Here is a 14,359-nt window from a genome sequence, read left to right on the forward strand (position 1 = left end):
GTCGACTGAGGGTGTTGGATGTCCGGCAGAGCTTTCATCGCAGGCATCCACACCACACGCAGGCCGCTACAGCGGACAGGCTTGGGAGGGGCGCACCCGCATGGAGATTGACATTTCCTGTCCACGTTGCGGACAGGTCGACCTGGTCCAAAGCGTGCCCGCAGTGCACGCCGACGGCGTGTCCACCAGCTACGGCACCAATACCTACACCGCGGCCGGTGTGACCTCCGGCGGTCTGGTGCCCGTCGTAGGGTTGGCAACGGTCGAACGTACTCACACGACTGCACTGGCGCACAGTCTCGCGCGCGAGCCTGCCCGAAGGCGCGCCTCGCGGTTGACCGCGGGTGGAGTCGTCTTGCTTCTTCCAGCAGTGATGTGGCTCGCGGCGGGCATTGTGTCCCTGGCTGATCCTGAGCCAGGGACCATTCGATGGTTGGCAGTATTCGTCGCCGTGGGCATCAGCGTGGTCCTTGCGGTACCTGGGGCCTTGGTGCTCGGTGCTGCTGTCACTCGCATGCGCTACAACGCCAAGGTCGTTCGAGGGCAACGTGCGGCGGATGTGGTGTGGCGAGCGGGCTTCTACTGCCATCGCTGCGGTGTCGGCTATTGGCCGCAGTCCCCGGCGCCAGGCGTTCCCGCGCGGTATGCCTATGAGCCCCACCAGTTCCGCTCATTGGTGTGGAACGCAGGTGGCTACCTTGCCAGCTGAGCGGCGCGCATCCTGACGCCGTCCCATCTACTGACAGTGCGATGCGCGTCGACGGCGTTCTCGGCTAGCGCGGGAGACCGCGCATAGACCAGACGGCTGTTCTCGTCGGAGGCATCGAGCACGAGCAGGCGCGGGAACGACGCCACCGGTGGCCGGGTCGCGAGCGACAATAGCTCCGTCCAAGATCAACTCTTTCCTCCGAGCAGACTCGGCGATGGCCGGGAACAGCTCGGGGAACGATGCGGTGACCTTGTTGCGGTTGCAGCTACAGAAGTCGACGCACCCACCCCAGGTCCGGCAAATGGCGGTTCGCATGCCGTCCCATTTCATCTCTATCACCCACTGGCCTGTGTCAGCGGAGGGTCATCCGGCGGTTGCCCAGCATCGACTCAGGCACGGACACAAGTGTCAGCGCATCTCGATGCAAATACCGACCTGTCGGTCTCTGCGGCTAGGGTCACAGACCGTGGAGTTCAACAGCGGTGACCTCGTCCGGATCGGACGCGGCGGGGTAAGCGTGTTTCGTGTACTCGAACTCGGCGTCGACGGCGACCCCGGCAGGGCGCTGATCGAGGCCATCGGCGAGCCCCGACCGGGAATCTATCCCTGGTCGATCCCGGTGGCGCACCTCGTGCCCGCCACCGATCAGTCCGCCGGATCCGAAACCGCCGATTAGAGGTCAGTCGGCCAGGCATCGGTCACGCCACCACCGTTCTGGGCTGGCCCCGTGACTGGCGACGGCGACGCCTCGGCGGCCGTCGGGCGTTTCGGTGCCGGGGGCGCTGAGCCAGGCAGGTTCGCCGCCGGGTTGGCCCCGCTGTCGGTGTCGGCGCGTGCGGCGGTGATGAGTTGGCGGGCTTGCTTGGCGGTGATTTCCAGCAGGTCGGCGACGTCGTCGTCGGTTTGGCCTTGATCACGGATCGCTGCCGCGGCGAGCGCTTGCTGGGCGCGGTGTGCGGCGATCTGTTCGGCGGTCCGCTCCTGCACGCGAGCGATCTGCTCGCGCAGGTCATCGATCTCGTGGTCGCGGGTGGTTTCGCAGACGGTGATGGCCTCCCAGGCGGCGATGTATTGCTTGACCGCCGCGGTGATGAGTTGCTCGCGTTGCCGAGTTCGCTGGCGGCGGGCTCGGACTCGCTCACGTGAACGCTCCAAGCGGGCACGGACTTCCGGACGCCGCGGTGTGCGAGACGGTCGCTTCGGACGTGATGTAGGCATGGGCGAACTCCATGTTTTCCGGGGCCCGTCTGCCTGATTCTCCCGCACCCGAGCATAGCGCAAGACCGCCAGAGGTCGGGGCCCCCGGATCACCGCACGCCCCGGAAGCCCCTCCGCCACAACGTCTTCAGCCACGCCGATTGCTGGTATCCATCGCCGCCGTCGCGGCGCGTGAATCCGTTGACGAATCCTGTCGAGCTCACGCTCGCTCCCCCTGACGCAGAGAAAGGCGGTCCCATGCCCACCCCCGCTGCCCCGCCCCGACGAAGCGGTCATCGCGACGGCGGTGTTCAGCGGTTGCTGGTGCCGCGCGGTGCAGTCGATTTCGCGGTGGCGCCCGGGCCGGATCTGCTCAGCTACGACCACTACGTCATCTCGATCAGCGGCGGCAAGGACAGCCAGGCCAGCCTCGACGTCCTCGCGGAGCGGTTCTGCCAGCTCGGTGTCCTCGATCAGGTCACCACCGTTCACGCCGATATTGGTCGCTCGGATTGGCCGGGCACGGTCGAGTTGGCGCGAGAACACGCCGAACACTATCGGCTGCGGCACGTTCTGGTGTCTCGCACCGGGTGAGATCTGCTCGACCGGGTCGCCCAGCGCGGCAAGTGGCCGGACCGGAACAGGCGTTGGTGCACTTCTGATTTCAAACGAGGCCCGATCCGTCGGGTGATCACCGCGTTGGTCGCCGAGTCACGCGCGGCGGGGGTGATCGACCGTCCGGTGCGAGTGCTCAACATCATGGGCCACCGAGCCCAAGAATCCCGCGAGCGCAGCAACAAGCCCCCGTTCGTCCATGAACCTGGGCGAACGTGCCTGTGCCCGGACTGCCACAGGGCACGTTCGCAGGGGTGCCCGCCCAGGGGCAGTGTCTCCAACAGCCGTCGCCACGTCGATACGTGGCTGCCGACGCAGCGGGTCGAGCACCTTGAGAACCGGGTGGCCGTCGAGGAGCAGCGCAATGCCGAACTGGCCGCTTTCCGGGTTCAGGCCGTGTCTCGACTGGCGGCTCAGTACGACGAGATCACGCGACTGCGTGGCGCGCTGTCCTCCTCCAGCACCGTCCGTGGCTTCGTCAAACCGAACGAGGCGGCGGTAGTATGGCCCTGCAACGACGGCACTTGAAGTTGCGCCTACGACGGGAATGGCTCGTATGTGCTGGTTACCGTGTTGTAGGACAGCGCTGTCCACCGGTTTCGGTCTGCGGCGGCCAAGCGCGCCCCGAGGGCGACCGAGATTGCTACCGGACCGCTCAGGTAGATCGCGTGTTGTGAGTTCCGTGCGCCGACGGGCAGGGTGGCGTCACGCCAGACCTGGCAGATCTGGTCGGTGACGGCGGTGAAGACCTTCTTCGTCTCCGGAAGGGTCGGGTTCGTGTGACTGAGCAGCAGGAGAGTTCCGATGCCGCGGCTGCGGCAGTCGTTGAGAACCTGGTCGTGGAAACTGGTGCCGCGTCCCTGCAAATCCAGCGCCAATGCGACACGTGAAGGGTCGCCGCCGGGCACTGTTTCGAGGGGAGCGACGGTGAGAATTTGTTTGCGGTTTCGGCTGGCACGTAGGCCGCTGGCGTGGAAGTAGGCGGGGTTCCCGTTGCCTTGGCGGACGGAGTAGACCGCGATTTCGCGGGAGTGGGTGTGGCCCAAGCATGCGCCGTACCAGAATGCGATCTGTAACCGCATGGTCGGAATGAGGTTGATTCGGGCGGCATCCGGCGTAAGACGCTGGGCGGTGATGATCGCCTGTAGGGTCTCCTCGACCAACGCTTCCATCAATACCAGTCGTTGTGGCTGATCGGTGGGGAGGTCGACGGCGGCTTTGAGGGTCAGCACGCATTCCTGGCTGCTGAATGCTTCGGCCTGCTGCTCTCGCTGCCGTGCGGTCGCGAGATTGTCGGCCGCGGTGATGACGATCCCGACCTGTGATCGGCGGCGGCGCCATGCCCTTTGCCAGAACCCGGCGATGATGACCATGGTGCCTGCTGCCAATGCGAGCACGAACCAGATGCGGCCCTTGGGCTCGTACGTCATGAACGACTTGGCGGCTTCGACGGCGAAACCGCCTGCGACCAGCCCGCCGATGCTGATCAGCGCCGAGCCATCAGCGAACAGCGCCCCTAAACCGCCACCGCCCAGGGGCGAACCAGCAGCGGAGACCATCATCCGCGGCATCTCGTGATTCGGAACTGGCACGTCTCAACTCATCTCATCGCAAGACCAGAAACAGTGGCCGACAACCGGCGCCACGCTACTGGACCGCGTCACACCTTTCTCGCGGTTTCGCGAATAGGCACCGGCGCCGGACTCCCACTGCCCACTTACGGCGCCAGGGTCGTACGCCTCGTTATCGCTGCCCGGCTCTGTCGGTGGCATCGGCTAGTTTTGCACGAGTTCGTCGGCAACGGATCGGAGCACAACGTGAGCGTGGCTACTGCTTTCGCGGCATTCCAGCAGATCGTGAACGCTGATATCGAGGATGTGCGCGAAGCGCGCGCCCGCCGCGATCTGTTCAAGAAAGCCTTCCTACCCGAGCCCGACATCCTTGAAGTCGTTCCCTCCGGCTCGTTGGCCCGCGGCACGCACAAAGAACCCATCCACGATGTCGACGTCATCCTGATCTTCGACCCTGTGAAACACCCAGGCTGGGGCGAGCCAGGCCAATCCGCCGCCGACGCCCTCGATTACACCCGAGCCAGGGTCAACGCACTACTCGGCACCACCAACGGGACAGTCGAGACCGCGGTGCGGCTCGCACGTTGGCGCAACCATGCCGTGAAGTGCTTCATCGACGCGCCCAACGATCCCAACGAGTTCACCGTCGATGCCATGCCGGCGTTCCGGCGTGACGGCATGCTGTTCATTCCTGAAGCGAAGTCCGAGGAGTGGGTGTACTGCCATCCGGAGTACCTGATCGCAGAGACGGCGGCCAGGCACGCGGAATGGAACAAGTTCGCGGGCACTGTCCGGATGCTGAAGAAGTGGGCAGCGGATCAGGACATCAAGATCAAGTCCTTGGTGATGGAAGTCCTCGCCCTGCAACATCTCCCGCTCGCATCGACCCAATCCGCTGCGGTGAAGCAGTTTTTCGTCTCGGCCAGCTATTTCATCGACGGCGGTAGCGAAGTCACCGATCCCGCGAACATCTGTGGTCCGATCCAGTCCGATCTCGACTACTCGGAGTTCGCGGCCCGGCTCGCCGACGCCCGCGACAATGCGGTGGCCGCGGCGCAGGCCCAGGGCAACAATGATGCGAACTCGGCGATTCTTCATTGGGGTGCTGTCTTTGGGTCCGATTTTCCCGCGCCTACCGCCTCAGACGGGAGTCCACTGCCCGCTGCCGCCCCAGTGGGTCCCCGTCCGGTGAAGGACACTCCACAGGGATGACGCCCCGCATGACCACCGCCGCGCCGGACCGCGACCGAACGACCACACCGATTCTGTGGGTCGACGCCGAACCCGATCGCTTGCAACGGGATCTGACCGAGGTGGCAGACTTCGCGCCCCATCTCATGTACTACCCGCCCGACCCGGACAGCGGGATCCCGCACGGTGGTTGGAAGGGGGAACTACCGCGATGGCCTTTCGATCGGCCAGTCCCCGAGAGCTTGGACGCTTTGATCGGTGCGGCCGGAGTGCCAGTGGCTGTCGTATATCGTGCGGCGTATCCGATGGTGCCACCGCTCATCTACCCTCTCGACCCGCTTCCAACCTTCGAAGAGTGGACCCAGACCACATGGCATGTCGCTCCGGGAGGATCACTGTGCCTGCTGAGATCGGTCGGAGCGTGGCTGCCCGAGGCGAGCATCACCGAACTCCTCGCAAAAGCAGCGGGCTGGCGAATCGAGTACGCACTGATGAAAGCCGGGGTGATCGACCAGATGTCGGTCAACGGCATCGTGTCCGACCCCTCACACGACCACCTCATCATTCAAGCCGCACACCGGCAAACCGACCTTGACGAAGAAAGCCCGGACCACGATGCCGATGGACCACACTGACCCGTTCATCGTCTTGACCCGCGACGGCGCCAGGCTCATAGCGAACTCCACCATCACAGCTGGTGACCTCAGCCTGCGCTATGTGTCAGCCTCGGATACATACGTCGTCCACAGCGTCGAAAACGCCCGCCACACTCGAATCCAAGCTGGCATCCCCCGGGACTACACCGCACTGCGGTCAGATGAGACCCGACACGCTGGACAATGGATGAACAAGGCGGGCACCAACATTCATCTCCATCATCTCGCCGTGCTGCGCCGCCCAGGTACCGCGATCTCATACGAAGCCTTCCGCGCGATGGTGCCAGGAGTAAGGGATCCGAGCACTGGCCTCGGGTTGTTGATCACCTACGATCCGGATCTGGACCCGCAGTTGCGTGCAGCCGGTGCAGCCGAATTCGCTGGATGGCTCATCGAGCGCGACGGAGTCCGACCTGTCCACGTCGCCGTCGAACCGGCAATCCTCGGTATCGCGCAGCTTCGAGATGACTGGCCTGTGGACCTGCTCGCCCCAGCGTCGGTCATGCTGGTGGGGTGTGGAAGCATCGGCGGTGCCGCTGCACAAGCTCTCGCCGCGTACGGCGTCGGAGACCTTCACTTGGTGGACCCGGACCGCTTCCTGTGGCACAACATCGTTCGCCACGTTCTCGGCCCCGAGAGCGTGAGTCGCCACAAAGTCGATGCCCTCAAAACCCGCCATGATCAAATGTGGCCCCAGCAGACCGTCACCGCGCACCGGCTCGACGTGGTCGATGACGCCCACCACATACGATCCTTGATCGACTCGGTCGACATTGTCGTTTGCACTGCTGACGGCATCGCCCCGCGACGCGTCGTCAGCCACCTCGCACGCCGAGCAGACAGACCCGCCGTCCTGGCCTGTGTACTCGACCAAGGCTCGCTCGGTGAAGTCCTTCGGTTGCGACCGACCCCACGCTTTGGATGCTTGCTGTGTTCACGACAGCACCTCGCGAGTCTCGGGGCCATCGACACTGAAGCCGACCAGGAACTCGACTACGGCACCGGCGATACCCACCAACCGATGACTGCGATCCCCCCGGATCTACACCTCATCGGCACCCTCGCAGCCAAGGTCACGGTGGCAACCATCCTCGAATCCCGCCACGGCGACCACACCCAGCGCCTCCCTGGAGAACACGCCATCATCGGACTGCATCCCGCAAACAACCTGACAGCGCCATTCGATCTCACCCACACGACCGACATCCGCTGGGCCACCATCCCGCCACCGCGCTCCACGTGCCCGACGTGCAACCCGACCCCGCTCCAATGACATACCGGATCACCAACACCGCCCTCAAGACCATCGCGAACACAGCCCAGCAGTCCCGCGACGGCCTCGAAACCGGCGGCATCCTCCTTGGAACCGACCACACCAGCGACGTCGTCATTACCAGCGCGGGCACACCAGGCCCCAAGGCACGCAGAGCGTCTCATTCCTTCCACCGCGATCTCGACCACGCCAACCAACTCGCCACCCTCGCGTGGCAGAACGACGGCAGCCAATGGATCGGAGAATGGCATACGCATCCCTCCCGAGACCTGACACCCAGCGAACTCGATCTCACCTCCTACTTACGCCACGTCCACGACCCCGAACTTCGTCTCGACCGGTTCATCGCGATCATCGTCGGACTGACCACACAGCAGAAGGTACGGATGCAGACCTGGATCATCACCCGAACCCACGTCCTTCCAGCATCTCTACTCATCCACGAAGCGGACCCGCGCTGAACCGCGCCACCAACAGCCCAACCCCAGCGAGTGCGGACAGTATGAAGTTGCGCACACTGACTCACCCCGAAACGAGACACACGATCGTCCGATCTACCGTCGCGGCCGACCAGCGCCAAAGTGCGGTACCTGGACACATACTCATGTAGACACGATCACTGCGGCGAGAAAATGCGGTTTCGTGTCCCAGCCGGGCTGGCCCGAGCAGCTCGCCCGCTTCCAGGCCGCACCGGGTGAGGCGTTCAAGCATCTGGTCGATGAGTACCTCGCGGTCGCTCTCAATCGCAACTCTGGGCTGTTCGGGCCAGGCAAGTCGCTGACCGATCGGCTGCGCCGTGACGGCGCCGACGAAGTCTTGGCGCTGGCAGCGGCCGAACTCGATCGCTGCCGGTGGGCGGTGTATCGGGTGCGCCGCTGCTACAGCGCTCCCGCTCGTGCCTGGCGCGCGGTCGATGTCGTCTACCGCGGCGACCGCGCCCACACCACGGCGTTCCTCGATCACCTCGCCACCGCTGCGGATCACACCTCAGCGCGACGATCAGCATATCCGGGTCTGGTTGACCGAGCCGTCGACCACCTATCCACGGTTGGAGGAGTTCTTCGTCGCGGCCCCGGATTCGGTGATGCCCAAGGCGCGCAAGGGTTTCGAAGCGCGCTGGTACGGCCACGCAGACGATCGGCTGCTCGCCCTCGAGGATGCCGCCCACACGGTGGTAGCTACACCTGCGGTGGCGTGAGCCTGATCCACCACGAGCGGTCGAAACCGGCTCACCGATAGTTCCTGATCCTGTCCTGTCCTGTGAACGCCAGCTCGGAGCGTCAGCTCCGCGCTGGCGTTCTTTCGATTTCTGGAAGGTGTGCCCTCATGCCTCATCCCATTCTGTCCCCGGATCCGCCGTGTGCGGTGTGTTGGCGCCGCGAGGCCAGCAGCTGGTACCAGCTCGACGAGGATTCCCCTCGGCTGGTCTGCCAGAGCTGCTTCGTTGCGCTCCCGGAGTGTGAGCGCTGCCACGCGACGGTTCGCAGCCTCGCCGTGGTCGCCGACCACCACCAACTGTGCCGGTCCTGCACCTCCGGCTGGGTGGGGTGTGCGTCCTGCCGTGAGTTGACCGACCCGCATGTACGCACCGACACCGATGAGCCGGTGTGTTTGCGTTGCGCGGCAGTGTTTTTCGACTCGTGTTTCCACTGCAGCCGCTACAGTGCCGCGAGCCGGTATGTCTCCGGCGGGCATCGTGCCTGCACCCGCTGCGCAACCCTCTACGACTCCTGCCCGGACTGCGGCACCTTGCTGCGCGCGGGGCGGGCATGTGAGCCGTGCGCGCGGCAGGCGTGGGTGTGGAACTACAGCTACAAACCCGACCCGATCTTCCACGGCGACGGGCCGCTGTATCTGGGCATGGAACTCGAGATCATCGTCCCGGACTACCGCTACAGCAGATGCGTCGCCGTGGTCGCCGATCATCTCGGTGACCTCGGCTATCTCAAGCAGGACTCCTCCATCGAGCCGCAGGGATTCGAGCTGGTCACCCACCCGATGTCGTATCGGCACGCGATCGAGCACTTCCCCTGGGCCCTACTCGCCGCGCTGAGGGATTTGGGTTGCGAGACCGACCACACTGTCGGGTTGCACGTGCACGCCAGCCGCGACGGGTTCGACTCCCCCGCCCACATCTACCGCTGGCTGAAACTGCTCTACCGCAACGAATCCGCAGTCACCACCCTGGCGCGGCGGCGCTCGCACTACGCACCATTCGACCGGATCGCACGCGCCAAGGCGCGCGACACCGCCAAAAGCCACCAGCACGCACTCGGGCTCGAACGGTATCAAGCGATCAACCCCTACCCACGAAAGACGTTGGAGCTGCGGGTGTTCGCCAGTTCGCTGGAGGTCCAGTGCGTGCAGGCCGCGCTGGCGTTCACCGCCGCCTCGGTCGATTACACCCGCGGGCTGCGGATCGCGGATGTGCGGGCGGGGGCGTGGGAGTGGTCGGCCTTTGCCGCCTGGGTCGCACGCCAGCCCGACTACCAGCCGCTGGCCGTGGAGATGGAGGACCTGGCATGTGCCTGCTGACCTACTACCCGCCCACCATCACCGCCGACCTGGTCGCGCTGGCCTATGGGGCGACGATGAACCCGCATGGGCACGGCTACGCGGTCATCGCAGGACGCGGCGTCGTCGTCGGGCACGGGATGGACGCCGAACCGGTGATCGAGGAGTTCACCCAGGTGCGGGCCCGCTACCCGGACGGTGCGGCGTTGTTCCATTCCCGCTACGCCACCAAAGGCATCCGCGATATCGACAACTGTCACCCCTTCCGACTCGGCGGCGACCCACGAACAGTGTTGGCGCACAACGGGACCCTGCCCAAACGCGTCCACCCTCGTGCTTACGATCCGCGGTCGGACACTCGCATCGCCGCCGAGGACTACCTACCGGGTCAACCGTTCGGGTCGATCGACACCTACCGCGGCGCGCGAGGACTGGCCTCCTGGCTGGGGTCGAGCAAGCTGGTGATCCTCACCGTCGACCCCACCTACCGCCATCAGATCTATCTGTTCGGTGAGCAGGCCGGGACCTGGGACAACGGCATCTGGTACTCCAACACCAGCTACCAGTCACCGGCCCAACGGTGGCCGGCCCGCTGGCAGTACATGTGCGGGCACTGCTGGCACCTCGACCCACATCGCGCCAGTCGCTACTGCGGCGCCTGCGGCTGGTGCTTCACCTGTGAGATCGCTTTCCCGGACTGCGCATGCCAGCCGCCGCGCCCCGCCGGCACCGGCGCGCGCACCCAGCGCCGTGGTCGTCTTGTCGCACTCACCCGCCGCAGCTCCACCACAGGACAGTCTCAGTCCTCGGCGCCTAGCTGCTGATTCATCCCTGATCCGAGAACCCCGTCCACAGCCCGTTTCCGGGCTGGCGTGCGGGGTTCTTTCCATTTCTCCCACCGGAAGGTCGTGATCGTTCATGCCCGCCTCCACGTTGGCCGACCCGCTGTGCGAGGACTGCTCTCATCCCATCACCGCCGCGACGGTGGTGTCTACGGTCGAGGGCGAGAAGTTGTGCTCCGACTGCGCGGCCGAGGTGTCGCGATGCGACGAATGCGCCGCCCACACCCGCGACCCGCGGGTGACCGTCGATGACACCTACCTGTGCAGTCAATGCCTGATCGACTGGCAGCGCTGCACCGATTGCGACCGCTACACCCGAGAGGCCACCGCGATCGTCGGCGGCGGCGATGCGTGCGAGCAGTGCCTCGACAACTACGACAGCTGCGCCGACTGCGGGAACCGGGCCAGCGACACCTACGCCGTCGACAGCAGAGGCCGGGTCTGCGACAACTGCCAAGAGGATTACCGCGAGTGCGCCGACTGCTACATCCTCATCCCGCGGGAAGACACCTACTGCGAGTCCTGCGGCGACAACCACACCCCGACCCATTCCCAGGTGCACGACTGGAGCTACAAACCCACCCCCCAATTCCACGGCAACGGTCCGCTGTTTCTGGGGTTTGAGCTGGAAATCAAAATCCCGCGTGGTGTTTTCACCGAGGCGGTCGACACCACCATCGACCACGTTGGCCAGCTCGCGTATCTAAAGGAGGACTCCTCGATCCGTCCGTGCGGGTTCGAGCTGGTCACCCACCCGATGTCATATGAGTACGCGCTCACCGAGTTCCCGTGGCGGCTGCTCAAGAAGCTGCGGCTGCTGGGCGCCTACACCGATGAGCATGTCGGCATCCACGTCCACCTCTCCCGCGCCGGATTCGACTCTTCCGCCCACATCTACCGGTGGTTGAAGTTCGTGTACCGCAACGAAACCGCGGTCACCACGCTGGCGCGGCGTTCTTCCCCGGAGTGGGCGATGTTCTCGGACGAGGCTCGCTCGAGGCTGTGGGACTACGCCCACGGAACCGAGGACTTCGCGTGGCGTTACGAAGCGGTCAACGTCCGCCCCGAGCACACCTTCGAGTTGCGGGTGTTCGCCAGTTCCCTGCATCCCCAGCAGGTTCAGGCCGCCCTCGCCTTCGCCGCCGCCTCGGTCGACTACACCCGTCACCTGTCGGCCGCGCAGATCGCGCGCCGCCGCGGCTGGGAATGGACCGCCTTCACCACCTGGGTGCGCTCGCGCCCGGACTACTCCCCGCTGCTCGCCGAAATGGAGGCCCTCGCGTGTGCATCCTGACCTTCGTCAAACCCGGAATCACCCCCGACCTCGACGCCTTGAGCAACGGGGCGGCAGCCAATCCGCACGGCCACGGCTACGCGGTCATCACTGGTAACACGATCACCGTCGGCCACGGAATGGACGCCGCCACTGTGATCGCCGAGTTCGCCCAAGTACGCGCCCAGTACCCCGATGGTCCGGCGTTGTTTCATTCCCGGCTGGCCACCCACGGCCTGCGCGAGATCGACAACTGCCACCCCTTCCGACTCGGCGGCGACGAACGAACCGTCCTGGCCCACAACGGAATACTGCCCACCAACGTCCACCCCCACGCGGACGACCCCCGCTCGGACACCCGCATCGCCGCCGAGGACTACCTGCCCACCCAACCGTTCGGCTCCCTGGATTCCTGGGCAGGCCGCGAACACTTCGAACGCTGGCTGGGCAGGGACAAGATCGTGATCTTGACCGTCGACCCGGCCTACAAGCATCGCGCCTACATCTTCAACGAACACCGCGGCCACTGGGACGCAGAGTCCTGGTACTCCAACACCGACTACCGGCCCTACCAGTGGCGCGAGGCCGCCGATGACTGCGAGGAGTACTGCGTCAACTGCGGCGAACCCGACTACGACCGCCTCGGCCCGCACTGCCCCTGGTGCGGCTTCTGCACCGAATGCATCCGCACGTTTCCGAAATGCGTGTGCCCGTCCCTCGACGGCGAGGAACGCTACGCCGACCTGCTCGAACTCGAATACACCTGACCCTCACCCTCAGCCGAGCTGCTCGACCCACCGAACCCGCGCACCGGCCCGTTCACCGGTGCGCGGGTTCGCCTTGCCGTTCCCGAGAACAAATGCCCGCGAGCCGCTTCCGGCCAGACCCGACCACGGGGTTGATCGCCAGCGCTGGCCCGTGGCCGGTCCGATCCCGAAATCGACTGGCGCTACGCCGGTCTCGCCCACTGGAAGCCGCTGACGCGCTCGCCGCTGCCCTCACCACACGCCACCAATCGCGGCCTCGCGCTGCGCTGACGCCCCGAAACAGGAGAACCCGCTGATGAGCAACCTCACCAACCCGCAACCCATCGATCCCGAGACCGACGCCGAGTTCACCCGCCGCGTCCTCGAACGCATCGACGAATGGTTCGACAACCGCGTCTCCACCGGCGGCCGCGTCGATGCCATCGCAGCGGGTGATCACCGGCTCGCCGCCGATCCGGTGACCACCGTCGTCGCCGCCGAGCTGCACCAGCTGCGCCGCGCTGGAGAACTCACCACCGTGATCACCCGCGGCGGCCACACCTACCACCGGGTGCACATCGAGGCCGTGCACCGCCACCACGCCGTGCTCGCCAGCGACACCCACCCCGGAGTGCTGCTGCCGCTGGTGTTCATCGAATCCGTCCACCGCCTCACCCCTCCCACCCGACAGGAGTGAAAGCTCATGTCCGACAACACGATCGTTCCACTCTCGCGTGAGGAGACCCTCACGCTGTTGCTCGACGGCCTGCCCGACTACCTCGCCTCGGTGCATCGGATCATCGAGTTCGCGCGCGGCATGGCCACCGCCGTGGGCGGGGAACCGCTCACCGTGCTCGAGCATCTGCTGGCCGAGCACGAACGCCCCGACCGGCTCGTACGCCTGAGCCACCGGGCCCTGAAGACCCCGCCGGGCACCGACACCGGTGGCGCCGATGCCCGCTGATCTGGCCCGCTACCTCGCTGCGGTGCAGCCCGACCCGCACTACGCGCCGTACCTGCCCGATCATGCGCTCCCGGACGGGCCGATCCTCATCGTCGGCCAGCACGCCGCCTTCGCCACCCGCCCCCGGCCCGCGACACCGGTAGCGGTGTTCCCCGGCACACGAACCCCGACAGCGCTCGCTCATCCGGTGATGGCGTTGGTGCGCGTCGAGCACGCCACCGCCCTCATCACCGTCGGACACGACGGCACCAGCACCACCCGCTGGGAGCACGTCCTGTTCCCAGGGTTGCCGACCGGGATCAGCTGGCATCTGCACCCGACCGAACTCGACGCGGCGACCGGGCGGTGGGTCCTCGGCGCAGGCCGCTGGGCTGCTGGGGGCCGTCAGGCAGTGCTTCCGCGTTCGGTCACCGCGCAGGTACCCGGCGCACCCCGCGTGGTGGCCCTCCACGACCACGATGCCCGCACCGGACGGCGCTGGTCCTCGTGATCGCCAACGCCGCCGAGCTGATGGCTTGGATCCAGAACCATCTGCCAGAACTCGACGAACACCGATACCACCCCTGGCAAGCCGAACCACCCGTGCCCGGCGCGTTGGTGGCGTGGGTTCAGGTGCGCATCCGCACACCCGGCCGCGCCGATGCCCTCACCAGCATCACTCTCACCGCCGCCCCGATCCACGACGAACCGGCTCCCGAACCGCCGCGCTCATCCTCGGGCTGCGCCCACTGAATCGAGGTGAACATGGCCGACCCCAATCCCGCTGCCCGCCAGCCTGTTCCCGCGCGGGCACCGATCCCCCACCGAC

21 protein-coding genes are annotated in these 14,359 nt (G+C 65.9%); 17 read left to right on the forward strand and 4 right to left on the reverse strand.

The window, feature by feature from the left end; all coding sequences use genetic code 11:
- A partial coding sequence (locus NX1_RS36040; RefSeq protein WP_218024077.1) for a hypothetical protein occupies positions 1–709 on the forward strand: 709 nt, incomplete at its 5' end.
- Positions 710–736: 27 nt separating this feature from the next.
- Here the strand turns inward: NX1_RS36040 and NX1_RS38640 are convergent.
- The gene (locus tag NX1_RS38640) at positions 737–1,048 is read right to left on the reverse strand and encodes an ATP-dependent DNA ligase (protein WP_084501219.1); all 312 of its coding nucleotides are present in this window, start codon (positions 1,046–1,048) and stop codon (positions 737–739) included.
- Between the two features lie 127 nt (positions 1,049–1,175).
- Between NX1_RS38640 and NX1_RS08015 the strand changes: the two genes are divergently transcribed.
- Complete coding sequence (locus NX1_RS08015; protein ID WP_245668386.1) at positions 1,176–1,385, forward strand: hypothetical protein; 210 nt, start codon at positions 1,176–1,178, stop codon at positions 1,383–1,385.
- On the opposite strand, the gene NX1_RS08020 is transcribed toward NX1_RS08015, so the two are convergent.
- Positions 1,382–1,864: a hypothetical protein gene (locus tag NX1_RS08020; protein ID WP_068056195.1), complete on the reverse strand. Its 483-nt coding sequence runs from the start codon at positions 1,862–1,864 to the stop codon at positions 1,382–1,384. The two genes, NX1_RS08015 and NX1_RS08020, sit on opposite strands and share 4 nt — an antisense overlap.
- A gap of 300 nt (positions 1,865–2,164) precedes the next feature.
- Between NX1_RS08020 and NX1_RS08025 the strand changes: the two genes are divergently transcribed.
- Both NX1_RS08025 and NX1_RS36045 read left to right on the forward strand, forming a co-directional pair.
- On the forward strand, positions 2,165–2,500 hold the full coding sequence (locus tag NX1_RS08025; RefSeq protein ID WP_157119593.1) for an adenine nucleotide alpha hydrolase family protein: 336 nt from the start codon (positions 2,165–2,167) through the stop codon (positions 2,498–2,500).
- Positions 2,501–2,593: 93 nt separating this feature from the next.
- Entirely contained in the window at positions 2,594–3,049 is a 456-nt protein-coding gene (locus NX1_RS36045; RefSeq protein WP_157119594.1) for a hypothetical protein, read from the forward strand.
- Positions 3,050–3,057: 8 nt separating this feature from the next.
- On the opposite strand, the gene NX1_RS08035 is transcribed toward NX1_RS36045, so the two are convergent.
- Positions 3,058–4,113, reverse strand: coding sequence for an SAVED domain-containing protein (locus NX1_RS08035; RefSeq protein ID WP_218024078.1), 1,056 nt, complete (start codon positions 4,111–4,113; stop codon positions 3,058–3,060).
- A 231-nt stretch (positions 4,114–4,344) separates the two neighbouring features.
- On the opposite strand from NX1_RS08035, the gene NX1_RS08040 reads away from it, so the two are divergent.
- From NX1_RS08040 to NX1_RS08055, 4 genes are all read left to right on the forward strand, one after another.
- Complete coding sequence (locus NX1_RS08040; protein WP_245668387.1) at positions 4,345–5,304, forward strand: nucleotidyltransferase family protein; 960 nt, start codon at positions 4,345–4,347, stop codon at positions 5,302–5,304.
- An 8-nt stretch (positions 5,305–5,312) separates the two neighbouring features.
- Positions 5,313–5,918 (forward strand): hypothetical protein, encoded by a 606-nt coding sequence (locus NX1_RS08045; RefSeq protein WP_068056202.1) that lies wholly within the window; start codon positions 5,313–5,315, stop codon positions 5,916–5,918.
- 208 nt (positions 5,919–6,126) lie between these two features.
- Positions 6,127–7,212 carry a ThiF family adenylyltransferase gene (locus tag NX1_RS08050; RefSeq protein WP_245668388.1) on the forward strand — a complete coding sequence of 362 codons (1,086 nt, stop codon included), beginning with the start codon at positions 6,127–6,129 and terminating at the stop codon, positions 7,210–7,212.
- Complete coding sequence (locus NX1_RS08055) at positions 7,179–7,673, forward strand: Mov34/MPN/PAD-1 family protein (protein WP_157119595.1); 495 nt, start codon at positions 7,179–7,181, stop codon at positions 7,671–7,673. The genes NX1_RS08050 and NX1_RS08055 overlap by 34 nt, the downstream gene beginning before the upstream one ends.
- Positions 7,674–7,734: 61 nt before the next feature.
- Here NX1_RS08055 and NX1_RS08060 read toward each other — a convergent pair whose 3' ends face one another.
- Positions 7,735–8,175: a hypothetical protein gene (locus NX1_RS08060; RefSeq protein ID WP_157119596.1), complete on the reverse strand. Its 441-nt coding sequence runs from the start codon at positions 8,173–8,175 to the stop codon at positions 7,735–7,737.
- A 55-nt stretch (positions 8,176–8,230) separates the two neighbouring features.
- Between NX1_RS08060 and NX1_RS08065 the strand changes: the two genes are divergently transcribed.
- From NX1_RS08065 to NX1_RS08105, 9 genes are all read left to right on the forward strand, one after another.
- Positions 8,231–8,410 carry a hypothetical protein gene (locus tag NX1_RS08065; protein WP_068056208.1) on the forward strand — a complete coding sequence of 60 codons (180 nt, stop codon included), beginning with the start codon at positions 8,231–8,233 and terminating at the stop codon, positions 8,408–8,410.
- Between the two features lie 128 nt (positions 8,411–8,538).
- On the forward strand, positions 8,539–9,747 hold the full coding sequence (locus tag NX1_RS37795; protein WP_245668389.1) for an amidoligase family protein: 1,209 nt from the start codon (positions 8,539–8,541) through the stop codon (positions 9,745–9,747).
- Positions 9,735–10,550 carry a class II glutamine amidotransferase gene (locus tag NX1_RS08075; protein WP_068056213.1) on the forward strand — a complete coding sequence of 272 codons (816 nt, stop codon included), beginning with the start codon at positions 9,735–9,737 and terminating at the stop codon, positions 10,548–10,550. The genes NX1_RS37795 and NX1_RS08075 overlap by 13 nt, the downstream gene beginning before the upstream one ends.
- A 94-nt stretch (positions 10,551–10,644) precedes the next feature.
- Entirely contained in the window at positions 10,645–11,862 is a 1,218-nt protein-coding gene (locus NX1_RS08080; protein ID WP_068056216.1) for a hypothetical protein, read from the forward strand.
- Entirely contained in the window at positions 11,850–12,608 is a 759-nt protein-coding gene (locus NX1_RS08085; RefSeq protein WP_068056217.1) for a class II glutamine amidotransferase domain-containing protein, read from the forward strand. Before NX1_RS08080 ends, NX1_RS08085 begins: the two co-directional genes overlap by 13 nt.
- 295 nt (positions 12,609–12,903) lie before the next feature.
- Positions 12,904–13,284 (forward strand): hypothetical protein, encoded by a 381-nt coding sequence (locus NX1_RS08090; RefSeq protein WP_068056219.1) that lies wholly within the window; start codon positions 12,904–12,906, stop codon positions 13,282–13,284.
- Positions 13,285–13,290: 6 nt separating this feature from the next.
- Complete coding sequence (locus NX1_RS08095; protein ID WP_068056221.1) at positions 13,291–13,551, forward strand: hypothetical protein; 261 nt, start codon at positions 13,291–13,293, stop codon at positions 13,549–13,551.
- Positions 13,541–14,041: a hypothetical protein gene (locus NX1_RS08100; protein ID WP_157119597.1), complete on the forward strand. Its 501-nt coding sequence runs from the start codon at positions 13,541–13,543 to the stop codon at positions 14,039–14,041. The genes NX1_RS08095 and NX1_RS08100 overlap by 11 nt, the downstream gene beginning before the upstream one ends.
- Entirely contained in the window at positions 14,038–14,283 is a 246-nt protein-coding gene (locus NX1_RS08105; RefSeq protein WP_068056224.1) for a hypothetical protein, read from the forward strand. Before NX1_RS08100 ends, NX1_RS08105 begins: the two co-directional genes overlap by 4 nt.
- The last annotated feature ends 76 nt before the right edge of the window (positions 14,284–14,359 follow it).

This window comes from Nocardia xishanensis NBRC 101358, assembly GCF_001613365.1.
GTDB lineage: Bacteria > Actinomycetota > Actinomycetes > Mycobacteriales > Mycobacteriaceae > Nocardia > Nocardia xishanensis.

Bases quoted from the DNA above. Each gene is read 5' to 3' on its own strand.
- NX1_RS08025 (WP_157119593.1), top strand. From the start codon at position 2,165: ATGCCCACCCCCGCTGCCCCGCCCCGACGAAGCGGTCATCGCGACGGC.
- NX1_RS08045 (WP_068056202.1), top strand. From the start codon at position 5,313: ATGACCACCGCCGCGCCGGACCGCGACCGAACGACCACACCGATTCTG.
- NX1_RS08050 (WP_245668388.1), top strand. From the start codon at position 6,127: ATGAACAAGGCGGGCACCAACATTCATCTCCATCATCTCGCCGTGCTG.
- NX1_RS37795 (WP_245668389.1), top strand. From the start codon at position 8,539: ATGCCTCATCCCATTCTGTCCCCGGATCCGCCGTGTGCGGTGTGTTGG.
- NX1_RS08075 (WP_068056213.1), top strand. From the start codon at position 9,735: ATGTGCCTGCTGACCTACTACCCGCCCACCATCACCGCCGACCTGGTC.
- NX1_RS08080 (WP_068056216.1), top strand. From the start codon at position 10,645: ATGCCCGCCTCCACGTTGGCCGACCCGCTGTGCGAGGACTGCTCTCAT.
- NX1_RS08090 (WP_068056219.1), top strand. From the start codon at position 12,904: ATGAGCAACCTCACCAACCCGCAACCCATCGATCCCGAGACCGACGCC.
- NX1_RS08095 (WP_068056221.1), top strand. From the start codon at position 13,291: ATGTCCGACAACACGATCGTTCCACTCTCGCGTGAGGAGACCCTCACG.
- NX1_RS08100 (WP_157119597.1), top strand. From the start codon at position 13,541: ATGCCCGCTGATCTGGCCCGCTACCTCGCTGCGGTGCAGCCCGACCCG.